This window comes from Pseudomonas sp. KBS0707, from assembly GCF_005937945.2.
Taxonomy (GTDB): Bacteria; Pseudomonadota; Gammaproteobacteria; order Pseudomonadales; family Pseudomonadaceae; genus Aquipseudomonas; species Aquipseudomonas amygdali.
In genome coordinates, this window is record NZ_CP041754.1 from 1,016,032 (window position 1) to 1,040,569 (window position 24,538).

The window sequence follows — 24,538 nt, forward strand, 5'->3', positions numbered from 1 at the left end:
GTCCGCCGTTGTCAGCCTGATTTTTTTGCAGTGAGAACCACACGATGTCCACGCTTGCACTATTGATATGCGATGACTCGAACATGGCGCGAAAGCAGCTTTTGCGTGCCCTGCCTGCTGATTGGGATGTATCGGTAACGCTCGCTACCCAGGGGCAGGAAGGTCTGGAAGCTATCCGTAAAGGCCAGGGCCAAGTGGTGCTGCTCGACCTGACCATGCCGGTGATGGACGGTTACCAGACCTTGACGGCGATTCGTGCCGAAAACCTCGACACCAAGGTGATTGTGGTGTCGGGTGACGTGCAGGACGAAGCGGTGCGCCGGGTCATGGAGCTGGGCGCGCTGGCGTTTCTGAAAAAACCTGCCGACCCGGACGAACTCAAGAGCACGCTGGAACGCCTGGGCCTGCTGGGCAAGCCGGCGGTGTCACCTGTTGCGCTGCCGGCCCTCAACAACAAGGGCGGGGTGATCAGCTTTCAGGATGCCTTCCGCGAAACCATCAACGTTGCCATGGGCCGCGCTGCGGCGTTGCTGGCCAAGGTGCTGGGCGTGTTCGTGCAGTTGCCGGTGCCCAACGTCAACATGCTCGAAGTCGGCGAGTTGCACATGGCGCTGGCCGATGCCCACGCTGATCAGCGTTTGACGGCGGTGTGTCAGGGCTACATCGGTGGCGGCATTGCAGGTGAAGCGCTGCTGATTTTCCATGACTCGGAAATATCCGGCATGTCGAAACTGATGGGCGACGATAACTCCGACAGCTCCAACATGGAGATGCTTCTGGACCTGTCCACGATCCTGATCGGTGCCTGCCTGAGCGGTATTGCCGAGCAGATCGACATCGCGTTTTCGCAAGGCCATCCACAGTTGCTGGGCGCGCAGGGTGGCATCGACGAGCTTATTCGTATTAATCAGCAGCGCTGGAAAAAGACCCTGGCGGTTGAAATCAGTTACAGCGTAGAAGGCCATAACATTCATTTCGATCTGTTGATGCTGTTCACCGAAGACTCGGTCGAGCTGCTTACCAAAAAACTCGCCTACATGATGAGCTGACCCATGAGCAACGCTATCGAAATCAACGAGCTCCATTGGTTGCTGGCCGTCACGCAGAACATTGACGTAGGCATTGTGGTGCTGGACCTGAACTATCGGGTGACGGTCTGGAATACTTTCATGGAAAACCGCTCTGGCGTGGTGCCTTATGTGGCCATCGACAAGACCTTCTTCGAGTTGTTTCCGGAGGTCAACCGCCAATGGCTGAGCAAGAAAATCGATAACGTCGTGACCCTTGGCACACCGGCATTCACCATCTGGGAACAGCGGCCGTATCTGGTGCGCTTCAAGAATTACCAGCCGATCACCGGGCACGAAGAGTTCATGTACCAGAACACCACGCTGTTTCCGCTGCGTTCAACCACCGGGGCGATCAGCCATGTGTGCCTGGTGATCTATGACGTCACCGACGTGGCAGCCAACCGCAATCAATTGCAGGCAGCCAATGACAAGCTGCAGCAACTGTCGGGTGCTGAACAAAAGTAAACGGCTGTCTGGCCCGTTGGGGCAGCAAAACCGCACTGCGGGCTTGATCCCGCTCGTGCTAGGATCGCGATTTTTCCGCTGACGCTCAGGGACATCATGCGACCTCAAGCCACCCTCACTGTTTTGCCTGTCGAGCGCCCGCTGGTCGGGCGCGTCAGCCCGCCGGGCTCCAAGTCGATCACCAACCGCGCATTGTTGCTGGCCGGGCTGGCCAAAGGCACCAGCCGCCTGACCGGCGCGCTGAAGAGTGACGACACCCGCGTGATGTCCGAAGCACTGCGTCTGATGGGCGTGCAGGTCGACGAGCCGGATGACAGCACCTTCGTGGTCACCAGCAGCGGCCACTGGCAGGCACCGCAGCAGGCACTGTTTCTCGGTAACGCCGGAACCGCAACGCGCTTTCTGACCGCTGCACTGGCCAACTTCGAAGGCGACTTTGTGGTCGACGGCGACGAGTACATGCGCAAGCGCCCGATCGGCCCGCTGGTCGATGCCTTGCAGCGCATGGGTGTGGAGGTCAGTGCGCCCAGTGGCTGCCCGCCGGTGGCGATCAAGGGCAAAGGCGGTCTGGAAGCCGGACGTATTGAAATCGATGGCAACCTGTCCAGCCAGTACGTGTCAGCGTTGCTGATGGCCGGAGCCTGCGGCAAGGGCCCGGTCGAAGTCGCCTTGACCGGCAGCGAGATTGGCGCACGTGGTTACGTCGACCTTACCCTGGCGGCCATGCAGGCCTTCGGCGCCGAGGTTCAGGCCATCGGCGAAACCGCCTGGAAAGTCTCGGCCACTGGTTATCGCGCTACGGACTTCCATATCGAACCGGATGCATCGGCGGCCACCTACCTGTGGGCCGCCCAAGCACTGACCGAGGGCGATATCGACCTCGGCGTGGCCAGCGACGCATTCACTCAGCCTGATGCCCTGGCCAGTCAGATCATCGCAAGCTTCCCGAACATGCCTGCCGTGATCGACGGTTCGCAAATGCAGGACGCGATTCCGACGCTGGCGGTACTCGCCGCCTTCAACCGTCAGCCAGTGCGCTTTGTCGGCATCGCCAACCTGCGGGTCAAGGAATGTGACCGTATTTCAGCACTGTCCCACGGCCTGTGTGCCATCGCGCCGGGCCTTGCTGTAGAGGAGGGCGACGACCTGCTGGTGCACGCCAACCCGGCGCTGGCAGGCACCACGGTAGACGCATTGATTGACACCCACTCCGACCATCGCATCGCCATGTGTTTTGCGCTGGCAGGCTTGAAGATTGCCGGTATTCGCATTCTCGACCCAGATTGCGTCGGCAAGACCTACCCGGGTTACTGGGATGCACTGGCTTCGCTGGGGGTGCGTGTTCAGCGCTGAGAGCAGCTATGGAGCCGTTTTTCAGATCCCGAAGAACGGCTGCATCATCCGCGCCAGCAGCCCGTGAAAGCGCAGCCTTGATTCTGTCGCCAGTACGCAGATGCATTCCCGGTCAGGGTAAGCGATGGGCTGGTGCTGGATGTGGCTGTCCAGATCGGCCACATCATTGAGCGCGAACGCTCCCTGTATGTCGTGATACGCGCCCTTGAGCACCATAGTCATCTCGCCGCTTTCATGGCTGTGCACCGGCATGCTGACGCCGGGGGCGATTTTCAGCAGCATCAGGTTGCCTTGTTCAATACCTTGCGCACGTACTCGTTGCACGCCAGGAACCAGTGTCTTCCACTTCAGTGTGCTCAGTTGCCGACCGAAATGCGCGTGCATGCAGACAGGCAGCAAGTCCGGGTCCTGATTGGCTGCCGGCGTCGAATACATTGCCGGCTCAGCGCCCGTTTGCCGTTCATCGAGGCGCGCCAGCATTGCTGACCTGCCCTTGAGCGGCACCACGCTGCTGGTGTGCTGCTGCATCAATACACCGCCAATCTCTTCGGCTTGCCTGAGTCGCGCACGGCACTCGGCACAGCGTTCAAGGTGCGCCGCAGTCACCACCGCAAGGACCTGCGACAGCGCCCCTGCTGCATAGCTGACCAGCGTCGCGTCATCCGGATGATGTCGTGGGCTCATCATGATTCCTCTATCCGCGAACGCAATTTTTGAAACGCCAGGCGCAGGCACGATTTCACCGTGCCCAGTGGCATACCAAGGCGTTCGGAAATTTCCCGATGGCTGAGCGCTTCAAAATAAGACATTCGCAATACCCGAGCCTGATCGGTGGGCAGGTTCTGAATGGCAATGTTCAGTTGTTGCTCCTGGCGCTGGCTGTAATCGAGCGTTCGATCTACCGGTGCCTCCAGGCGCTCGAGTTGTTCCAGCGAATTCTGCACCTGCACCCAGCCGCGGTCCTTGCGCACGCTGTCGATGTACAGGTTGCGGGCGATGCGAAACAGCCATGTCCCCAGGCTGGCCTTGGTCGGGTCGAAGGAATCGGCCTTGTGCCACAGCTTGAGCAGCACTTCCTGCACCAATTCTTCGGCTTGCCCCTCAGGCACATTCAGCCCGGTCAGATAACGTAAAAGGCGCGGCGCGAAGTGATCGTAAATGCGCATGAAGCTTTCGCGGTCCCTCTGGCGGGCCACGGCGGCGACTTCATCAATCCAAAGTCGGGTTATTGTCGATTCGCTGTGAGGGGGGGACAAGTGACAGAAGGTCCTGAGACTGGCAGTAGTGCGCATGATCCACCTTCTGATCACCATTGTCTGGTTTTGGTTCGCAATGCAGAGGTGTTACGCAACGGGATGGGGAGTGGATCACAGGATATGACGAGCGGCGTGGAGGAATTTTACAGGTGCGGCCATGACAATGACCACGGGCCAGTCATGCAGACAGTCGCTGTCATTTCTGCCAGTAGCGCTATGAGCAGCTGGCTGCTTAACCTGTGATCTGGATGCTATCAAGGTCAGGGAGACCATTATGGACACTCACGTTGCACGTGCTTCATCTACGCTGGCCAAGGCGGCGTGTGTACTGCTGGTTATCATTTGTATGGGGCTTCTTTTTGCACCTTGATGCATAGGAATTTCAAAATGCCTATGCATCAGGCTGACGCTATGACGGAGGCGTCATGCCTTCAAAGCGATGGGTAGGAAGACGCTGATGCGTTACTTATGCAGTGAAAATCCCTATCAACAAGCATTAATGCAGGTTATTTCACCGCGAAGCCTAGGTGCGGACGCACCTAGGCCCTGTCAGGGCTTCACGTACCTCATCTGCGCAATCGCCTGAGCGTTGAGGTTCAGTCCCTGCACCGTCAGCCCGCTGATTGCCGCCGTGTATACCATCCGCGCGCCACACAGCACGCAGCGGAACGGATCGACGTTTAGAAAGGCTTTGGCCATCTGCACAAAATACAGCTTCGGTGTCGGTCCTGGCGTCGCCATCTTCAGTGCTTCATAGACCTTTGGCAGGTACTGCCCGCAGACCCGATTGGCCAGAAAACCAAAATACCGGATCATCCGGAAATGCTTTTCCGGGATGTGCTGCACCACCCGGAAAAGCATGTCGGCCTGGCTCAGCGTTTCCTGCTGATAGGTCTGTGTGCGGTGATCCAGGTAGGTGAAGCTCAACGTGGCCCCGTTGGTGTAATGCGCCAGACGACTGCCCGAGATGGGCGGTTTTTTCAGGTAGCGGCCCAGGTAATTGACGGTCTTTCGGCCGTTTTTCGTCTTCTTCGACAAGTGGATGTGCCAGTGCTGGCCACCAGCGGTCAGTATCAAACGGCGCCAGTCGCTTTCACAGAGGATGTGGGCCAGCGGCGGCGGCATCGTCAGTTGCGAAAGCGGCTGTCCCAGCAGGTAATCGCGCACCAGCCACATCCAGCGCCGCCGCAGGGCCTCTTTGTGGAACGACAGATTTTTCCAGACGCCCTGCTCATCCAGGCCGCCCGCGGTCACCGACAGGTGGACGTGGGGATGCCAGTTGAGCCGCCGGCCATAGGTGTGCAGCGCCCCTTAAATCCCGACGCGCAAACCGCGCCGCTTGGCGGCGTAGATCAGGTTATCGGCCGCCAGCCGAAACAGCGCATCGAGCAGCCAGCGGTTGTAGAAGAACAGGGGCCATAGCGTGTCGGGCAGCGTGAACACCAGATGCTGCCAGGGGCAGTCGGGCAGACGGTTGTTTTGCACGGTGATCCACTGGTCGGTGGCCTTTTTGCCGCAGGAGGGACAGGCCCGGCAATGGCAGGTGTTGCACAGGTATTTGACGTGCGGGCAGCTGTGGTTGCCGCAGGTGTAGTGTTTGACGCCCAGTATCGAGGTGCCGCAGGCGAGCATTTTGGTGACGGACTCGACTTCGATGTCGCGTAAGCCGCCCTCCTCGAGGAGGTGTGCCCAGCACTGGTTAGCGGTGAAGAGGTTTTTGAGCGGTCGAGGTGTGTAGGCAGGACTCATCTGAAGCAGCAGCGGTGGGTAAGCAGGCTTCATGATGGTCAATAACGGGCCTCATGGCAAAGCTCAAATCGATGTTTCTGCTGCTACGCGATCGTAAGAACGGGCGATTTGCAGCCGCAGGCTGCCCTGTTCGCGAGTTCAGGCTGAGGCTGTAAATCTGGTTACCTGTACAGGAACCCATACTACAAACTGGTCGCCAGGATTGACCAACACCAGTCAGACGATTGTTGTATCGACGATGAGCAGTTGGAACACGTGTGTTTCGCTCTCATTCCCTTTGGTTACCAGCGCTTCGTCCAGCGAAAGCTTCCAGTCTACGTTTTCCTGCGAGTCGTTACTGCTACCAACGTCCAGCAGAACATGGGTCATTAGCTGGAGCGATGGAGTTACCAGCACTTACAAGTTCAACGCGACGATCAATAATATTGGTACTTTGAACACGACCATTGTTGGTGTCGGGGCAATTGTGGATGGCCGTTATAAAGGCGCCAATGCGACAAGTACATTTTTACTTGGCAATCTTCAGTCAACGTTGAACAACGGCTGCGACACCGCCACCGGCGTTACCAGCGTCAGCGGTCTTTCAACACTGTTGATTACCCCGTAACGAAAGGCATGGAGCATGCACGCATAAAGCTGCTACAAGGGCTTGTAATGCAGACTGATCGTCAACTCCATCGACTCCTCCTGACGTAATAGGCTCAATCCCGGCCGGCCGGGCAAATGATGTGCGTTGACTGGGTGGCTGACCGGCTCGAAGCAGAAGAAACCCAACCCCGGCGGGCAGAACATCAGAAAGTAGTCGCTGCCAGTGGCCTGACAGTGCAGCTCATAGCCCAGGTCCGGCTGGCTGATGATGCTCAGGCCGTCCCAGCCGGTGAAGCCGTTGTCCAGTCGTGCTTCAGGCAGCGTATTGCTGTGCCGGAAGTCCCACTCGGCGGGTAAGTCCTGCAACTTGGCAGGCAAGCCAGCGTCGTCGCACATCCATACCTGCGCAGCCTTGGCCTGCAAGCGTGTGTGAGGCGTGCGCGGCAGGTAAGGGTGCAAGCCCAGCCCGTGCCAGGCGGCGCGACTGTCCAGGTGGGTGGTGGTCAGTTCGATGCTCAGCTTGCCGTCTTGCAGGGTGTAGCGCAGTTGCGCGCGGTAGGCGAACGGCGTCTGGCTGTCGAGTTGCAGGCAGACCTGCTCTGCGGTCTGCTCGATAACACTCCAGACCTGTTGCCAGGCGCTGCCATGAATCGGCAACGGGTCGTTGGCGCTGTTGGCGGCCAGTGCGAGCCAGCCATCCGGCGTGTCGAAACCGCCATTGCCTATCCGGTTCGACCAAGGCGCCAGCGGGTAGCAGGCCAGTCGGCGAGGTGTACCGGCAGCCAGTGCCTGTTCGTCGCTCGGGCGCAGCAGGGGGTGCCCGCTGGCCAATACGGTCCAGTTGACGATACTGCCACCGATGTCGGGAGCCAGAGTGAGGCGGGTCAGGCCATCTTCAAGGGTCAGTACGTTCGCGGGCATGATGCAAAACCTTCTTGGATGATGGGCTGGATGGTTGAGAGGCAGATGGCGTGGCGCGCCGCCAGGTCAGCAGGACGATACCGCTGACGACGATCAGCCCGCCGATGACCTGGCCGCTGCTGAGTAACTGATCAAGAATTAGCCAGCCGAACAGCAGGCTTGCCACCGGCTCGATATTCATCACCGGCGCGTTGCGGGCGATGTCCAGCCGTGCCATGCAGATGAACAGCAGCGAAAAGCCCAACCCGTAGAGCACCACCAGACTGGCCAGCGCAGTCCAGCCGATGCGGCTTGAAGGCAGATCCACGCCACCGGGCAACAGGCCACTGGCACCGGCCAGCGCAGCCGCAGCGAACACCACGACCATGGTCAGCATACTGCGCACAGTGCCGCGCATGCTGGCCAGTTTGTTGTCGGTGATCCATAGCGCAAAGGCGAACACCACCGCTGCGGTAAACGCATAGGCGATACCTTCCAGCCACTGCGGTTCGCTGCTGCCAGGGTTTGACAGCCGCTGCGGCACATCCAGCGCCAGCGTCAGGCCGAACAGAATCAACGCCATCAGGCCTGCGGCACGTCGTGTGGGCCTTGCGCCGCCCAGTGCCCAGGTCAACAGCGCCAGCAGAATCGGCGAGACGTTGACCACCAGCAATGCCAGAGCCACCGGAATACGTGCTACCGCCGAATAAATGCAAAAACTCTGAGTCGCGATCAGCAAGCCCAGAAGCAATTGCCAGCGCCAGGTGCTGGCAGGGAGACTGAGCTTTTCACGTTGCCAGAGCACCAGACTGACCAGCACCAGCAGGGTGACGCCGGAGCGGCAGAGAATGGCTAGCAGCAAGCCGGTGTCATGATCGAAAGCGATGCGTGCCGCAATGTGGTTGCCGGCAAACGAACAGGCCAGCAATGCCAGGATCAGCACGGCAATGTGGCGGGGGAACAGGGCAGGGGCAGACATACGCAACCAGCCTCCTTGGCTGGACAACAGAGGTGCATACCGGAGCGGTTTCAAGCGCTCCGGTAGCGTTGCAACTGATGACGTTAGAGCACGACGCTCGGCAGCCACAACGAGATGGCGGGAATGTAGGTGACCAGCATCAACACCAAAAACAGCGCGACGTAGAACGGCAGCAAAGCTTTCACGGTGGCTTCGATAGTGACTTTGCCCACCGCGGCACCGACGAACAGCACCGCACCCACCGGCGGTGTTATGAGCCCGATCCCCAGATTGACCAGCATGATCATGCCGAAATGCACTGGGTCAACGCCGACACCGACGATGACCGGCAACAGGATCGGAGTCAGGATCAGAATCAGCGGGGCCATGTCCATCACAGTGCCCAGCAGCAGCAACATGACGTTGATGCACATCAGGATCACGTAGCGGTTGTCCGAAAGGGTCAGGAACGCCGTGGTGATCTTCATCGGGATTTCCATCAGCGTCAGGATGTACCCGAAGCTGGCGGCAAAACCGATGAGGATCATCACGATGGAAATGGTCCGTGCGGCCCGGTGCATCAGCTTGGGCAGATCGCGCCATTTGTAGTCGCGATAGATGAACATGGTGACGAAGAACGCCCAGAGCACGGCAATGGCGGCCGACTCGGTGGCGGTGAAAATACCCGACAGAATGCCGCCGAGAATGATGACCATGGCCATCATGCCCCAGAGCGCTTCACCGGCAATTTTCAGCGCCTTGCGCAGCGGAATCACTTCACCCTTGGGGTAATTGCGCTTGCGCGCGAAAATCATGCACAGGCCCATCATCACTGCGCTGAGCAACAGACCCGGCATGATCCCGGCCATGAACAGCGAAGCAATCGATACCGTACCGCCTGCCGCCAGTGAATAGAGCACCGAGTTATGGCTGGGTGGCGTCAGCAAGGCCTGAACCGAGCCGCTGACGGTCACTGCCGTCGAGAAGTCCCGAGGATAGCCGTTGCGTTCCATTTCCGGGATCAGCACTGAGCCTACCGAAGCGGTATCGGCCACCGAGGAACCCGAAATCGCGCCGAAGAAAGTGGATGCCACAATGTTGACCAGCGACAGCCCACCGCGCACGAAACCCACCAGCACAGCAGCAAAGGCGACCAGCCGTCGTGACATGCCGCCTTCGGCCATGATTGCCCCGGCCAGCACGAAGAATGGAATCGCCAGCAGCGAAAACTTGTTCACGCCGCCCGCAATCTGGATCATCAGCGCATCGGCTGGAATATCGATCCACCAGGCGCCTATCAGGGCCGAAAGCCCCAGCGCATAGGCGACAGGCATGCCGATGAGGATCAATGCGATGAAGCTGCCCAGCAGTATAAAAGCGTCCATTTATGCGGCACCTTCGCTTTCTTCAATGACATCGAAGCGCATCACCGCGCGATGACTCTGGTCGCCCAGAAACAGTCTTTCCAATACGAAAATCAGGGTTACGATGCCGCCGATGGGGATTGGCAGGTAAGTGATGCCGACCCTCAGAAACGGTAGCTCGCCGACAAACTGATTCCACGTGGTAGCGCACAGCTTGAAGCCCTTGAAGATCATGAACAGGGCCACGATTGCCATCAGGATCTGCACGACCATCGAGGCGCTGCGACGCACCTGTTGCGGCATACGGTCCACGGCCATCGAAACGGCCATATGTGCACCGGCGCGGTAACTGGCGGCAGCGCCGAAGAAGGTAAATACCACCATCAGCAAAATGGCCGTGGGTTCCGGCCAGCTGGAGCCGCTGCCGAGTATGTAACGGGCAAAGATGCCCCAGGGGATGATCAGGGTCATGATCAGCACCGACAGACCGGCAATGCCGATGCAGACCCGATAAATCGTGTCGTTGATGCGCAATAGCGTATTTTTCATTGGGCTCACCACTGCGGCGGCGAACGAGCTTTCACTCATTCGCGCAGCATAATCGGACAGGCTTATTGGGCCGCTTGGGTACCGGGTGCAGCCAGTGCCGGATTGGTCTGGACCGCTTCGATGCGGCTGATCAAATCCTTGTAAGGCGCACCGAATTTGTCACGCACCGGCTGGGTGGCGTCGTAGAAGGCTTTCTTCTGCTCCGGCGTCAGGGTGATGAACTCCACGCCTGCTGCCTTGAGTTTGGTTTCTGCGTCGGCCGAAGACTTGTCCCACAGCGCGCGCTCTTCCATCTGAGCTTCACGCGCGAGCTTTTTCACCAGCGCCTGTTGTTCCGGCTTGAGCTTCTCCCAGGTAGCTTTCGCCATCACGATGGGCTCGGGCAGAATCAAGTGCTCGGTAATCGTGAAGAACTTCGCGTTCTGGTAGTGGTTGTGCTGGAAATAGGTCGGCGGGTTGTTTTCCGCACCATCAATCACGCCGGTTTGCAGGGCGCTGAAGATTTCGCCAGTGGCCATGGCGATGCCGTTACCGCCCATGTCGTTGATGGTTTCGATGAATACCGGGTTGCCCTGAACACGGATCTTCATGCCTTTGAGGTCGGAAATCTGGTGTACCGGTTTCTTCGTGTACAGGTTGCGGGTGCCGCCATCCATCCAGGCCAGTGCGACCATGTTGAATTGCGAGTTGGTGATCTTGTCGAGAATTTCCTGGCCGATCTCGCCGTCGATAATCGTGCGCATGTGCGCTTGATCACGGAACACGAACGGCAGGTTGAAGACGTTGACGTGCGGCACGACCGGGCCGACGATGCCCAGGCTGACACGGGTCATCTGCACGGCACCACTCTGGACCTGTTCAACGACTTCCTTCTCGGAACCGAGCACGCCGCCAGCGTACATCTTGAAGGTAATCTCGCCCTTGGATTGCTCTTCGAGTTTCTTGCCCATGTTCTGTTCCGCCACGACCGGCGCGTAGCCTGCGGGGTGAACCTCGGCGAACTTGATTTTGACTTCTGCCTGAGCCATGCCTGACACGCAGAAGGCCAATGGAAGTGCAGCGATGAGAAGCTTGCGTTTGAAATCCATGGATATCTCCGATTTTGTTATTTTTGGTCGAGCTATGGGATTTTCGTTGGGCACTGTCAGCCCTGAAACTCGGGTTCCTTCAGGCCTTTGACACCAGGGCGCAAAGCGAACAGACCACCGGCGAATGGCTGGTCGCTGATATCGCCACCCGGGCGAATGGACGTTACGAACAAGGTATCGAGATTGGGGCCGCCAAAAGCGCACATGGCCGGTTTTTTAACCGGCACGACCAGCGAGCGGTCGAGTTTTCCGTTGGGCGTAAAACGGTGGATCAGGCCCGCGTCATTGCCGCAAATCCAGTAGCAGCCATCGGTGTCGATTGCTGCACCGTCAGGGCGGCCCAAGTGGTGGTTCATGTCCACGAACAGGCGACGGTTGTGCGGCGTACCGCTATCAGTGTCGTAATCGAAAGCCCAGATCTTCTGCACGCTGGGATGCGAATCGGACAGGTACATGGTCTTGCCGTCCGGGCTGAACGCCAGGCCGTTGGGGACAATGAAGTCCTTCAAATGTGCATCGAGTGTCTTCTGCCCGGCGCTGTAGCGATACATCGCACCTACCCCTGCGCCTGCTGCCATGTCCATCAGCATGGTGCCGGCCCAGAAGCGTCCTTGCCGGTCGCATCGGCCATCGTTGAAGCGCATGCCTGTCTGTGCATGTTCGACGCTTGCCAGAAGAGTACTGATCAGGCTGCCGTCTTCGCAGGGCTGCAGATGATAAATGCCGTCTTCCATCCCCGCAATCCAGCCGCCGCGGCTGTCGGCTGCGATGCAGGCCAGCATCTGCGGCGCTTTCCAGCCGCCGCGGCTGTCGGCTGCGATGCAGGCCAGCATCTGCGGCGCTTTCCAGCTGCGTATGCTGCCATCGGCGAGGCTCCAGCGCAGTAAGGTGCCCTTTGGAATATCCACCCAGTACAACGCTTGGTCATGTGCACTCCAGACCGGGCTTTCGCCAGTGGCGTTTTGTGCATCTACAATCAGTTCGGCATCCATGACAGGTCGTATCTCCAACGTTCTGCAACCAGAGTTCTGTAGTCGGAAGGGGCTGTTTATTGATCGCCGAAGGGGCCGGAGGCCACAAACGCACCGCCCTGATAAACCATCGCCGGGTCGTCAGCCGCAGGCTCCGGTTGGGCTTCAACCTTGGCGCGGAAAATTTCCGAGCTGTCTTTGGGGGTGTAGTCCAGTTTGCTGGCGAAGTGGTTGTCCCACCATACGGTCTTGTTGTCCGAAACACCGTAGACCACAGTATGACCAACGTCTGGCGTGTACAGGGAGCGCTCGATCAACTGAGTCAGGTCGCCAAAGCTCAGCCAGGTGCTCATCATTCGACGGTTCTGCGGTTCAGAGAACGACGAGCCGATGCGGATGCTGACGGTTTGGATGCCGTAACGATCGAAGTAGAAGCTGGCCATGTCTTCGCCGTAAGACTTGGACAGACCGTAGTAGCTGTCCGGGCGGCGAGGGGAGTGTGCGTCGATGGTTTCGGTCTGTTTGTAGAAACCGATCACGTGGTTGGAACTGGCGAAGATCACGCGTTTCACGCCATGACGACGGGCCGCTTCGTAGATGTGGAACACACCGCAGATGTTGGCACCGAGGATTTCCTCGAACGGCCGTTCGACTGACACACCGCCGAAGTGCACTATCGCGTCCACACCTTCGATCAGGCGGTATACGGCGTCCTTGTCAGCCAGATCGCAGACCTGAACTTCTTCACTGTCGTCTACCGCCGGTGCCATCTCGGCAATGTCGGACAGGCGTAGCACGTTTGCGTAGGGGCGCAGTGTTTTGCGCAAGACCTTGCCCAAGCCACCTGCCGCACCGGTCAGCAGGAGGCGATTGAAGGGAGTTTGAGTGGTATGAGCCGATGCCATGAGAAAAGTCCCGATTGTTATTTTTGTCATCTGTTGTCGTATGACTTGCCGAATTATCGGCACCGCATACGCTGATTGTCAACGCGGCCAAAGTATAAAAACGACCTGTGTGCCCGCCTGTGCAGACACATTTGTAACAAGGCAAAACCTGCCCCTGTAGATGGGCTTTCAGGCAGGCTTCGCCACAGGTTTCACAGCAGCGAAATAGGGTAGCTGATGAACACGCGGTTCTCGTCGAACTCATTGGTGCTGAAATCGCGACGCAGGCTGGAGTTGCGCCATTTGACGTTCAGGTTCTTGAGTGCACCGCTTTGTACGGTATACGCCAGTTCAGATTCTCGTCCCCATTCCTTGGCGTCGGTGATGTTGCCGGTATGCACATTGTCGCCGCTGATATAGCGGTTCATCAGGGTCAGGCCGGGTACGCCGAGCACTGCGAAGTTATAGTCATGGCGTAACTGCCAGGACTTCTCCTTGGCGTTGTCGTAACTGGAGTTGTAACTGTCGTTGGCCAGCGTGCCGCCGCTGGTGCCGTTGACGCGCATCCACGCCGTATCGCCGGTGAGCTTTTGCAGGCCGACATAGAACGTGCTGCCGCCATAGCGCGCCGAGAGCAATGCGTAAGCGGTCTTGTTGTCGAGGTCGCCGGCCAGTTTGTTTCCGTCTTCGTTGCCGATGAAGTAACCCAGGTTGGCCCCCAGGGTCCAGTCGCCGACCGGCTGGCTGTGCAGCAGGTTGAAAAACTGCTGCTGGTAGATGTCCTGCAGCTCCGAGTACCAGACACCTACCTGGGTACGCTTGTCGTTGAAGACATACTCGCCGCCGCCGAAGTTGAAGCGATCGGACGTGAACGCGCCTCGGCCGTTCATCGACATGTCTTCCATGCTTGCATCGTTGCGCGGGCTATTGCCACGGAATTGCCCGCCATACAGCGTCAGGCCGTCGATCTCCTTGGACGTCACCTGACCACCGCGGAAAGTCTGCGGTAACGAACGACCGTCATCGGAGCGCAGAATTGGCAGCACCGGCATCCATTCACCGACTTTCAGTTCGGTTTTGGAAACCCGCGCCTTGCCTGCAACGCCGAGACGGCCGAAATCATCGGCCGGGCGACCGTCGCTGTGGATCGGCAGCAACTGAGTGCCCCCTGTGCCTTTGCCACCATCGAGCTTGAGCGAATACAGGCCCAGCACGTCAACCCCGAAACCGACCACACCCTGGGTGAAGCCCGACTTGGCGTCGAGAATAAAGCTTTGTGTCCATTCCTCGGCTTTGCTCTGCGAAGCTGCGCTGTTGGGGAAGGCCGGGTTGGTGAAGTTGCGGTTGAAGTACGCATTACGCAGCGTAAGTGTGGCTTTGGTATCGTCGACGAAACCCTCTGCCATGCCGAGCATCGGGAAAATCAGTGTCATGCCGCCAACACCCAGCAGGATGCGTGAGCGGGAAGTGTGAGATGTCATTATTGTTTTGCTCCCTTGTTTATCGAAACCGTCCTCTTTTCTGGCCGCGCGCAAGCAGCAGCCGACACCTTTGAGGATTACGTGATGCCTGTTGCCAGGCATGGCCTCGACCGACAGACGGCCGAGTACCGTTCGCCATGTATCAGCGAATGTTATGAATCTGAAAGGATGTCGGGTGCTGCGAAACTGTCGGAACAGATGAGGCTTCGATAATCGGTGGAGCAGACGTACAGACGAGAGTTTTCATGGTTGGCCCAGTCTTGTTTTTATTTTTGGCGTTATAGGTTGTCGTACAACCGCGGTGATATTTGCAGCGCGGCCTCGGTTTGTCAACGCGCTGTTAGTCGAGGTTTACCGATTCACCTGATTTTTAACCCCTCATAAGGCAGTGAATGATTTGGACTGAACGCTGTGTGCAACCGGGCAGTCCACCTCATAACCCCATTATTTTTTTGGAGCTGCTGCATGAATCGTTTCACCCAGAAAGTTGTTGTCGTGACCGGGGCTGGTTCCGGGATCGGCGAAGCCACCGCCAAGCGTTTTGCCCAGGAAGGTGCAAGCGTTGTACTGGTCGGCCGTAATCGCGACAAACTCGACAAAGTGGCCATGCAACTGGCGGGCGAAGGGCATTTGGTCCGTGCTACCGATGTGGCGAACCCCAGCGATGTGGAAGCGCTGTTCAAGGAAGTCGCCACGCATTTCGGGCGTCTGGATGTGCTGGTCAACAATGCCGGCATCGTCAAGTCCGGCAAAGTGACCGAGCTGGGCATAGAGGACTGGAAAGAGCTGATGTCCGTGGACCTGGACGGCGTGTTCTATTGCACCCGCACCGCCATGCCGGCGCTGATCGCCAGCAAAGGCAACATCATCAACGTCTCGTCGGTTTCCGGCCTGGGCGGCGACTGGGGCATGAGCTTCTACAACGCGGCCAAAGGCGCAATCACCAATTTCACCCGCGCGCTGGCGATGGACCACGGTGCCGACGGTGTGCGCGTCAACGCCGTCTGCCCGTCACTGACTCGCAGCGAACTGACTGAAGACATGCTTGGCGACAAGGCACTGATGGCAAAATTCATGGAGCGCATCCCGCTGGGGCGTCCAGGCGAAGCTGAAGATGTCGGCGATGTCATTGCCTTCCTGGCAAGTGAAGACGCACGCTTCGTGACCGGCGTGAATTTGCCGGTGGATGGCGGATTGTCCGCGTCCAACGGACAGCCGCCGCAGGCTTGATGCCGTCGACGAGGGTCATATGCCCGCAGCCCGGAAACGTTCCGGGCTGCTTCGCTACGTTGAATGCAAACCTGTGTTTACACCTGCCTGAAACAAACAAGCCCGGCAAAAGCCGGGCTTGAAGGTTGCTACGGGAGGTCAGATCCGGAAGTGGCTGACCATCGTTTGCAATTGCCCGCCAAGGCGTGCCAGTTCGACGCTGGAGGCAGCGGTTTCTTCGCTGGCCGAGGCGGTTTGCTCGGACACATCGCGGACGTTAACGATGCTGCGGCTGATTTCCTCAGCTACGGCACTCTGCTCCTCGGCTGCGGCAGCGATCTGCTGGTTCATTGCCTGAATGTTGGAGACCGTCTGGGTAATACTGCCCAGCGATGTACCCGCCTGACGGCTGAGCTGTACGCTGCTGACGGTCAGTTCGCGGCTGCTGAGCATGATGCTGGACACCTGGCGCGTGCCGCTTTGCAGGGCTGCAACCAGTGTTTCAATCTCGACTGTGGACTGCTGCGTGCGTTGTGCCAGGCCGCGGACTTCGTCGGCAACCACGGCAAAACCACGCCCTGCTTCCCCGGCGCGGGCCGCTTCGATGGCTGCGTTGAGGGCCAGCAGGTTGGTTTGTTCGGCCACAGCCTTGATGACGTCCATGACCTTGCCGATCTTGTCGCTTTCCTGCTCCAGCTGGTTCATGGCATCGGCCGAGCGACCCACTTCGTTGGCCAGACGCTCGATCTGCACAATCGCTTCGCCCACGACTTTGTCACCGTCGCGCGCTTCGCGGTCGGCGTTGGACGCTGCCTGCGACGCCTGTTCGGCGTTACGAGCCACTTCTGCAACCGTTGCCGACATCTCATGCATGGCGGTGGCCACCTGGTCGGTTTCGACTTTCTGGCTGTTGACGCCGGCGCTGGTCTGCTCGGTAACCGCTGACAGCTCTTCGGCGGCACTGGCAATCTGCACAACGCTGTCGCGGATACCGCCAATCAGCTCGCGCAAGGTGCTGCCCATGCGTTGAATGCCTTGCTGCAGAACGCCCAACTCGTCACGACGAGTGACTGCCAGGGTCTGGGTCAGGTCACCTGATGCAATACGGTCGACCACTGCCAGAGTTTCCTGCAATGGACGGGTAATCTGCCGGGTGATGATCACCGCTGCAATCATGCCCAGAATAATTGCCAGCAGCGTACAGGTGATCTGCGTGGTGCGAGCCTGTGCGCTTTCCTGATCGCGGCGATCCAGTTGCAGTTGGTACATGGCTTCGCTGATCTTGACGATATCCTGGCCCTGTACGGTCATCTCCTTACGAGCCTGAGCGATGTCGGCAGTTGCGGCCTTGAAGCTCTGCAGGGATTTGCGGTACGCGGCCAACGAGGTTTCCAGCTGCTTGAGTTGATCAGCCTGGGTGCCGCTGAACGTCGTTTTCAGCGTGTCCAGATCCTTGATGGCAGAATCCAGCCTTGCAACGGCGGTCTGTTCAGTTTCTGCCGTAGGGTTGGTGGTGTAGCCACGCACCTCATAACGCGCGAGCCTGAGGTTTTCCTTTGCATCGGTGACGATCTGGTATTGCTCGAACCGATTGGCATCGGCAGGGTCCATTTTTTTCACTTCAGCCTGAAGCAGCTCAAACACATCAATGCTTTTGCCGGCATTCGTGCTCAGCTCATCACGCGCCACAATGCTGGCCTTGTACCCGCCGCGCATGTTGTTCAGCGATTTCTGGTAGTCAGCGATCACCACTCCCAGTTGCTTGAGCATTTTCACGTTTTCGGGACTTTTGAACGAGGTCAGCAGCTTTTGCTGATAGTTCTTGAAGCCGTCCAGCGAGATCTGAACGGTCTCTGCGACTTTCTCGTCGCCGTCAGCGACCATGTATTGCAGACGGGTCACACGCAGTTTGGTCAACTGGGAGTTGAGCGAAGTAATGTCACTCATCCAGTTGCTGCGATTGATCAGTCCGCTCATGCTGGTCCAGCCAGTCAGCGCAAGAATCGCAGTAAAAACAAGTACTAGACCGAAACCGAGGGCCAGTTTCATATTGACGCTGATGTTTGCAAACCAGCTACTCATTGAATTCTCCAACAACAGCCATTTAAAAGCAGTAGAGCCCCTGAAAGGCATGGCATACAGGTCAGGGGGGAATGGGGTGGTATACAGACACTATCGGCAGGTGGTGGCCAAGCTGAAATAAAAAAAAGAAAAAGTTTCAAAACGCTTGAAATACTTTTTCAGGCCCTATCGTTCACGGCAATGCACCGCTATAAAGAATCGCTGAAAAGACTGAAATAGAGCGCCGCCTCTCATAGGGTGCGGCAAAATATTGTCTATGCTCGCGACAGTGGAAACCTTACCCGCTTCAGGTTCATTGCTTTTGCAGTGCGTGACATTTTTACGTCACAAGTTGTTCTGGCATCTGAGCCTTCTTCCCGTCACGTTGAGATGCCTTGTCATGAATTTGAAGTTTCGTCATAAAATTCTTCTGGCTGCGGCCGGTGTTGTGGTGTTGGCCTTTGCCTTGTTCACCCTGTACAACGACTACCTGCAACGCACCACCATCAATCAGAACCTTGAGTCCTCGGTGGGCCAGGCGGGTCAATTGACGGCCAGCAGCGTGCAGAACTGGCTGAGCGGACGCATTCTGGTGCTGGAAAACCTCACCCAGAATGTAGCCTTCCAAGGGGTCAATTCCGACCTGAGCGGACTGGTGTCGCAGTCTTCGCTGGTGTCGACCTTTCAGTTCACCTACGTCGGTGACAGCAAAGGTGTGTTCACCCAGCGGCCCAATGTCGATATGCCGGCTGGCTACGATCCACGTCAGCGGCCCTGGTACAAGTCCACCGTCGACGCCGGCAAAACCATTCTCAGCCCGCCTTATCTGGCTTCCGTGGGCGGTCTGGTGGTGACTATCGCCAGCCCGGTCAAGACTGCAGGCCAGATAACTGGCGTGGCTGGCGGTGACCTGAGCCTGGACACGCTGGTCAAGATCATCAACTCGGTGGAGTTCGGCGGGCTCGGTTATGCCTTTCTGGTCAGCGGGGACGGGCAGATCATTGTCAGCCCGGACAAGGAACAGGTGATGAAAAACCTCAAGGACGTCTAGCCGGGCCAGCCCCTCAGTCTGGATGCGCGCCTGCGTGAGGTCACGCTCAATGGTCAGCAGAGGTTGCTGTCGTTTACCCCGATCACCGGGCTGCCTTCGGCCGACTGGTACATTGGTCTGTCGATCGACAAGGACAAGGCGTATGCACCGTTGAGCCAGTTCCGCAGCTCGGCGATGGTCGCCGTACTGATTGCGGTGGCCGTGATTGCCTTGCTGTTGAGCCTGCTGATCCGTGCGCTGATGCGGCCGCTGACCGACATGGGTCGTGCGATGCAGGACATCGCCCAAGGCGAGGGTGATCTGACCCGTCGTCTAAGCATTCAGGGCAAGGACGAGTTTGCCGAGCTGGGTGGCTCGTTCAATCAGTTCGTGGAGCGCGTGCACGCGTCCATCGCTGAGGTGTCCTCCGCAACACTGCAGGTGCATGACCTGTCGCAGCGAGTGGTCAATTCCTCCAACTCTTCAATCGTCGGTTTTGACGAGCAGAGCGCCCGTACCAACAGCGTTGCCGCTGCGATCAACGAACTGGGCGCGGCCACTCAGGAGATTGCCCGCAACGCCTCGGACGCTTCGATTCAGGCCAGTGAGGCCCGCACCCAGGCTGAAGACGGTCAGGTGGTGGTCGAAAAAACCATCCACGCCATGAGTACGTTATCCGCCAAAATCAGCGACTCGTGCACGCAGATCGAGCAGCTTAACGCCAGTACCGACAACATCGGCCACATTCTGGACGTGATCAAAGGCATCTCGCAGCAAACCAACCTGCTGGCGCTCAACGCTGCCATCGAAGCGGCCCGTGCAGGTGAAGCCGGACGTGGTTTTGCCGTGGTTGCCGACGAGGTGCGCAACCTTGCTCATCGCACGCAGACATCGGCTGATGAAATTCACAAGATGATCGGCGGGCTGCAAACCGGGTCTCAGCATGCCGTGCTCAATATGAATGAAAGCCAGGTGTCGAGTCAGGAGAGTGTCGAAGTTGCCAATCAGGCGGGCAGTCGTCTGCGCGATGTAACGCGCCGCATTGGTGATATCGATGGCATGAACCAGTCGGTTGCCGCTGCCACGGAAGAGCAGACCGCGGTTGTGGAAACACTCAATATCGATATCAACCAGATCAACACACTTAATCAGCAAGGTGTGGCCAACCTTAATGAAACCCTCAAGGATTGTGCCGCGCTTTCGCAACAAGCCGGTCGTTTGAAGCAACTGGTCGACAGTTTCAAGATCTGACCGTACATCCAGTAACAGAGGTCGGACCCTTTATACGGGGTCCGACTATAAAAGCCTGCTCGGTGGCAGGCTTTTTTTCACAGATCTTTTTTAACCTCTTTATCGACATGCTTGTCAGCCTTGTGACGTTCCTTGTCATCATGCTTTGCACCTTTGTCGACCTCGTCAGCATCATGCTTGACGCCCTTGTCCACTTCTTTGGCGTCATGATCAACACCCTTATCCAGCTCACGGTTATCGTGTCGGACGCCCTTTTCCAACTCACTCTCTGCAAAGGCCGCGGGCGCCACAGCGCCAGCGAGGAAGAGAGCGGCAGTCATTGAGAGTACGAGTTTGCGCATGCTTTGCTCCTTGTGAAAAATGCTGGCCCTTCATGAACCATCAATTTCCAGCATAGACCAGACAGACGACGTTGAGGGCTGTGATTCAGCTTCGCAATCCAAGAAGTTTAAGCACCGTCAGTCCGCATAAACATTCGGACTGTAGCTTCATTGCATCCTCGGGAATGCTATTGGTTTCAATCGACGAAATAGCCCTCCTTCAAAGTTTGATTTATTTTGGAAACGGCTCATCTGCCAATGGCGCAGCTTTCAAGGTGGCCCCATACTGATGGGCCTTACACTTACACGTACTCTCACATTTTCCCTTGAGGCTAAAATGACTCTACCTCGTCCGATTGTCTCGACGGGCAATGCCGGATTTGACTCAATCCTTAAGGGTGGTCTGCCGAACAACAGGCTTTATTTACTCGAGGGTACGCCTGGAGCAGGCAAGACGACACTGGGTCTCCAGTTCTTGCTCGATGGGGTGAAGGCCGGTGAGTCCGTGTTGTACATCACGCTTTCAGAAACCAGCGAAGAGCTTGAAAGCGCCGCTCACTCACATGGCTGGTCATTGGACGGCATTGATTTGTTCGAGTTTTCCTCAACAGAGGAAGTACTGGGCGATGAGTACGAGCAGTCTATCCTGCATCCGTGGGAGGCGGAGCTGGGCGATACCATCAAGCTTATTCAGCAGCGAGTCGATAAACTTCAGCCCAGGCGGCTAGTCTTCGACAGCCTCTCCGAGATGCGGCTTCTGGCTCAGGATCCTCTGCGTTATCGTCGCCAGGTGTTGGCGCTCAAGCAATATTTTGCAGGTCGGGATATCACGGTCCTGCTTGTGGACGATCTCACGGCTTCCACGGGGGAACGCGATAACCATCTGCATAGCTTATGCCACGGTGTGATCACGCTTGAGAGGCTGACGCTGGATTTCGGTGCTGCCCGCAGGCGACTTCAGGTGCAAAAGTTACGAGGCGTTGACTTTGTCGCAGGCTTTCACGACTTCACGATTCGCAGGGGCGGATTGGAGGTGTATCCGAGGTTGATTGCGGCCACTCACCATGTCCCATTCAAAGCGGAGCCTGTGCCTAGCGGTGTCAAGGAGCTGGACGACTTGTTGGTCGGTGGTCCGCTCAGGGGAACCAGTACCTTGGTCACAGGGCCAGCTGGCTCTGGAAAGACCACCGTTACCCTTGCCTATCTGGCGGCAGCCTGCGCACGAGGTGAAAAATGCACCATCTACGAATTCGATGAGCGCATTGCTACTTTGATCTCCCGGGCAGACAGCATGGGCATGGAGTTAAGTCGCCACGTATCGAGCGGTCAGTTGATCATCCAGCAAATCGATCCTGCCGAGATTTCTCCCGGGGAATTTGCGTGGCGGGTTCGCACAGAGGTCGAAGAGCGCGGCAGTACCATGATCGTTGTCGATAGCCTTAACGGCTACATGGCGGCGATGCCACAGGAACAGCAATTGATCTTGCAGATGCACGAGTTGCTTTCATACCTGAGCCAACTGGGCGTCGTTACGTTCTTGATCAATCCTCAGCATGGGCTGGTAGGGTCGATGTCAACCAACCTGAATATTTCCTATGTCGCGGACTCTGTCATCCTCATTCGTTTCTTCGAGGCGCAGGGGCGTTTGCGCAAGGCCATCTCTGTTCTGAAACATCGCACCGGAGCCCATGAGGACGCGATTCGCGAACTCCGGATTGATTCCAGGGGTATTCGTGTCGGTGCGCCATTAGTCGATTTTCGCGGCGTGTTGACGGGTACTCCAGAGTACTTCGGTGCCAACCTTCCGCTGATGGAAGAGCGCAAGCGTGGCGACTGAGCAATTCTCTGAACGCAAAACCCTGATGATTGTGGCTCCCTTCAAGGGAGATGCAATCAGCCTCGGTAAACTGCTTGGCGATATTTACCCCGTTCAAGCTCACCACGACCTGGCCTCGCTTTCAATCGCTCTGGGTGAAAGCACTGGTCTGGTGATACTCACGGAGGAGAGCCTTTCCGGGGATGTGCTGAGTTTCGGAAACGCTTTGGACCGGCAACCGGGATGGTCGGAGATCCCCGTCATCTTGCTCGCGTCGAATAAAGGTCGTTCTGGGCGAGACACCGAGATGGCCAGGCGCAGGCTGCCAAAATCGGCAGGACATGTGATCGTCCTGGAGCGCCCTCTCAGCTCGTCCTCGTTATTGAGCGCGATTGCCGCGGCCTGGCGAGCCCGTGAGCGTCAGTTCGAGATGCGGCAAAGTCTCACTCAATTGGCTGAAGAAAGAACCCGGTTGCAGATCCTGCTGGAAAATATTCCGGTTGGAGTGTGCTTCATGGACACACAAGGGACCTCCCTGGTGAGCAATCCTTTGTATCGCCAATATGTGCCGGAGAATGTGATTCCTTCCAGACAGACAGATGGCGCTGCAAGGTGGGTAGGGCTCGATGCGCAAGGTCAGCGCCTGGAGCCCGACATGTTCCCTGGTGCCAGAGCTCTGAGAGGCGATGCGGCAACCGGCGTGGACTTTTATCATCGCCGGGATGCAGGTCGGGAATCATGGATGCGTGTCAGTGCTGTACCTCTGTATGACGAAAAACACCACATAATTGGTGCGGCCTCCGTCATCGTTGATATCAACGATGAAAAACAGGCTGAGCTGAATTTGCGCAGGTTCAATGAAGAGCTAGAGATCCAAGTCAAAGCCAGAACGCAAGAGCTGAACGCTGCTGTTGAGCAGCTCAAGGCCGAGAGTGAAGAGCGAGCCCGCGCCGAAGAGCAGTTACGACAGTCCTTGAAGATGGAAGCCGTAGGTCAATTGACCGGCGGAATCGCCCACGACTTCAATAACATGCTGACCGGGGTAATTGGCTCGCTCGACCTGATCAAGCTCCGAATGGCCAGTGGGCGACTGGAAGGCGTTGAGCGATTCATGGACGCCGCACTCATTTCAGCCCAAAGGGCCGCGTCACTCACGGATAGATTGCTCGCATTCTCCCGACGCCAGTCCCTGGATGAAAAAGCAGTATCGGTCAATAACCTCATCACTGCTCTTGCCGACCTGCTCCAGAAAACCGTCACTGAAAAAATTATTATCAAGTTCGATTTGAGCCCCAAAGACCCCTGGGTTTTTGCAGACGCCAACCAATTGGAGAACGCCGTACTCAATTTGGTGATCAACGCAAGAGACGCCATGCCGCATGGCGGTGGTTTAACCATTGCTACATGCGTGGAGCAGGAAGCCCAGGACGAGCCTTTGCGGCATGTATGCGTGCAGGTGCGCGACACAGGGCATGGCATCCCCAAGGATATGCTGGACAAGGTAACCGAGCCCTTCTTCACGACCAAACCTATTGGTCAAGGCACAGGCTTGGGACTGTCGATGGTTTACGGGTTTGCCAATCAAAGCAATGGACGTCTTTCAATCGAAAGCACAACCGGAGTCGGGACGACTGTTTCAATCTGCTTGCCCAAATATAAGCAGGTTGAATCGGACCCACCGTTTACGTCCTCGGAATTCAGCACGGGTCAGGGTCAGGTTATTCTTCTGGTCGAAGATGACGACTCTGTGCGCTTGATCAACCAAGAGGTTCTCGAAGAGCTTGGATATCGGGTTCACGTCGCACGTGACGGTGAAGAGGCCTTGAGGGTTTTTAACGACCTGGAAAAGATCGACTTTCTGCTCACGGATGTCGGATTGCCAGGAATGAATGGTCGTCAACTGGCCGAAATTCTCCAACAACTCAGTCCGCGTCTGCCGGTTTTATTTCTCACGGGGTATGCGGAAGGTGCGTTGACCAGGGCTGATTTTCTCGGCCCCTATATGCAGCTTCTGACGAAGCCCTTCACACTGGAGTCGCTTGCCATCAGGGTGGCGAGCATGCTGGAAGGCGATGTGAGTGCGGTTCTGGAGTAGGCGTTCCGGCATACGTTTGTAGCCAGTCGGTGAACATGCCTCGTGTCGTTAACCTGTTACCCACTTCCCGGGTCAATTTT

At 57.5% G+C, this 24,538-nt stretch carries 19 protein-coding genes and 3 pseudogenes; 8 read left to right on the forward strand and 14 right to left on the reverse strand.

Features of this window, described 5'->3' with window-relative positions:
- Positions 1–44 precede the first annotated feature (44 nt).
- From FFH21_RS04745 to aroA, 3 genes are all read left to right on the forward strand, one after another.
- On the forward strand, positions 45–1,049 hold the full coding sequence (locus tag FFH21_RS04745; RefSeq protein ID WP_011167792.1) for a response regulator: 1,005 nt from the start codon (positions 45–47) through the stop codon (positions 1,047–1,049).
- A gap of 3 nt (positions 1,050–1,052) precedes the next feature.
- On the forward strand, positions 1,053–1,535 hold the full coding sequence (locus FFH21_RS04750) for a PAS domain-containing protein (protein WP_002556144.1): 483 nt from the start codon (positions 1,053–1,055) through the stop codon (positions 1,533–1,535).
- A gap of 96 nt (positions 1,536–1,631) precedes the next feature.
- The gene (gene aroA, locus FFH21_RS04755; protein WP_005746506.1) at positions 1,632–2,888 is read left to right on the forward strand and encodes a 3-phosphoshikimate 1-carboxyvinyltransferase; all 1,257 of its coding nucleotides are present in this window, start codon (positions 1,632–1,634) and stop codon (positions 2,886–2,888) included.
- Positions 2,889–2,909: 21 nt separating this feature from the next.
- On the opposite strand, the gene FFH21_RS04760 is transcribed toward aroA, so the two are convergent.
- The 3 genes and pseudogenes from FFH21_RS04760 to FFH21_RS04770 form a co-directional block, all read right to left on the reverse strand.
- Positions 2,910–3,572 (reverse strand): ChrR family anti-sigma-E factor, encoded by a 663-nt coding sequence (locus FFH21_RS04760; protein WP_005733971.1) that lies wholly within the window; start codon positions 3,570–3,572, stop codon positions 2,910–2,912.
- Positions 3,572–4,084: a sigma-70 family RNA polymerase sigma factor gene (locus FFH21_RS04765; protein WP_004642487.1), complete on the reverse strand. Its 513-nt coding sequence runs from the start codon at positions 4,082–4,084 to the stop codon at positions 3,572–3,574. The genes FFH21_RS04760 and FFH21_RS04765 overlap by 1 nt, the downstream gene beginning before the upstream one ends.
- 609 nt (positions 4,085–4,693) lie before the next feature.
- Positions 4,694–5,926, reverse strand: a pseudogene (locus FFH21_RS04770) (IS91-like element IS801 family transposase).
- A 169-nt stretch (positions 5,927–6,095) separates the two neighbouring features.
- Here FFH21_RS04770 and FFH21_RS29900 point away from each other — a divergent pair.
- Positions 6,096–6,500 carry a hypothetical protein gene (locus FFH21_RS29900; RefSeq protein WP_230851972.1) on the forward strand — a complete coding sequence of 135 codons (405 nt, stop codon included), beginning with the start codon at positions 6,096–6,098 and terminating at the stop codon, positions 6,498–6,500.
- A 32-nt stretch (positions 6,501–6,532) separates the two neighbouring features.
- Here the strand turns inward: FFH21_RS29900 and FFH21_RS04785 are convergent, their stop codons facing one another.
- From FFH21_RS04785 to FFH21_RS04820, 8 genes are all read right to left on the reverse strand, one after another.
- Positions 6,533–7,402: an aldose 1-epimerase gene (locus FFH21_RS04785; RefSeq protein ID WP_054072915.1), complete on the reverse strand. Its 870-nt coding sequence runs from the start codon at positions 7,400–7,402 to the stop codon at positions 6,533–6,535.
- A complete protein-coding gene (locus tag FFH21_RS04790) occupies positions 7,377–8,360 on the reverse strand; it encodes a DMT family transporter (protein WP_005733974.1) in 984 nt (327 codons plus the stop codon). The genes FFH21_RS04785 and FFH21_RS04790 overlap by 26 nt, the downstream gene beginning before the upstream one ends.
- 83 nt (positions 8,361–8,443) lie before the next feature.
- Positions 8,444–9,724, reverse strand: a complete 1,281-nt coding sequence (locus FFH21_RS04795; protein ID WP_005746510.1) for a TRAP transporter large permease — start codon at positions 9,722–9,724, stop codon at positions 8,444–8,446.
- Positions 9,725–10,252 (reverse strand): TRAP transporter small permease, encoded by a 528-nt coding sequence (locus FFH21_RS04800; protein ID WP_002556153.1) that lies wholly within the window; start codon positions 10,250–10,252, stop codon positions 9,725–9,727.
- Between the two features lie 62 nt (positions 10,253–10,314).
- Positions 10,315–11,340 carry a TRAP transporter substrate-binding protein gene (locus tag FFH21_RS04805; RefSeq protein ID WP_011167797.1) on the reverse strand — a complete coding sequence of 342 codons (1,026 nt, stop codon included), beginning with the start codon at positions 11,338–11,340 and terminating at the stop codon, positions 10,315–10,317.
- Between the two features lie 56 nt (positions 11,341–11,396).
- The gene (locus FFH21_RS04810) at positions 11,397–12,332 is read right to left on the reverse strand and encodes an SMP-30/gluconolactonase/LRE family protein (protein ID WP_011167798.1); all 936 of its coding nucleotides are present in this window, start codon (positions 12,330–12,332) and stop codon (positions 11,397–11,399) included.
- Positions 12,333–12,388: 56 nt separating this feature from the next.
- Entirely contained in the window at positions 12,389–13,216 is an 828-nt protein-coding gene (locus tag FFH21_RS04815; RefSeq protein WP_011167799.1) for an NAD(P)-dependent oxidoreductase, read from the reverse strand.
- 191 nt (positions 13,217–13,407) lie between these two features.
- Positions 13,408–14,676: an OprD family porin gene (locus FFH21_RS04820; RefSeq protein WP_011167800.1), complete on the reverse strand. Its 1,269-nt coding sequence runs from the start codon at positions 14,674–14,676 to the stop codon at positions 13,408–13,410.
- 465 nt (positions 14,677–15,141) lie between these two features.
- On the opposite strand from FFH21_RS04820, the gene FFH21_RS04830 reads away from it, so the two are divergent.
- On the forward strand, positions 15,142–15,906 hold the full coding sequence (locus FFH21_RS04830; protein WP_011167801.1) for an SDR family NAD(P)-dependent oxidoreductase: 765 nt from the start codon (positions 15,142–15,144) through the stop codon (positions 15,904–15,906).
- A gap of 138 nt (positions 15,907–16,044) precedes the next feature.
- Here the strand turns inward: FFH21_RS04830 and FFH21_RS30985 are convergent, their stop codons facing one another.
- Both FFH21_RS30985 and FFH21_RS30990 read right to left on the reverse strand, forming a co-directional pair.
- Positions 16,045–16,908, reverse strand: coding sequence for a methyl-accepting chemotaxis protein (locus FFH21_RS30985; RefSeq protein ID WP_371217771.1), 864 nt, complete (start codon positions 16,906–16,908; stop codon positions 16,045–16,047).
- Between the two features lie 39 nt (positions 16,909–16,947).
- Positions 16,948–18,018 (reverse strand): annotated as a pseudogene (locus tag FFH21_RS30990) (methyl-accepting chemotaxis protein); the annotation flags it as partial.
- A gap of 328 nt (positions 18,019–18,346) precedes the next feature.
- Between FFH21_RS30990 and FFH21_RS04840 the strand changes: the two are divergent.
- Positions 18,347–20,227 (forward strand): annotated as a pseudogene (locus FFH21_RS04840) (methyl-accepting chemotaxis protein).
- Positions 20,228–20,304: 77 nt separating this feature from the next.
- Here the strand turns inward: FFH21_RS04840 and FFH21_RS04845 are convergent.
- Entirely contained in the window at positions 20,305–20,568 is a 264-nt protein-coding gene (locus FFH21_RS04845; RefSeq protein ID WP_005747060.1) for a hypothetical protein, read from the reverse strand.
- Positions 20,569–20,836: 268 nt separating this feature from the next.
- Between FFH21_RS04845 and FFH21_RS04850 the strand changes: the two genes are divergently transcribed.
- Positions 20,837–22,384, forward strand: a complete 1,548-nt coding sequence (locus tag FFH21_RS04850; RefSeq protein ID WP_011167803.1) for an ATPase domain-containing protein — start codon at positions 20,837–20,839, stop codon at positions 22,382–22,384.
- Positions 22,374–24,458: an ATP-binding protein gene (locus tag FFH21_RS04855; protein WP_011167804.1), complete on the forward strand. Its 2,085-nt coding sequence runs from the start codon at positions 22,374–22,376 to the stop codon at positions 24,456–24,458. Before FFH21_RS04850 ends, FFH21_RS04855 begins: the two co-directional genes overlap by 11 nt.
- The last annotated feature ends 80 nt before the right edge of the window (positions 24,459–24,538 follow it).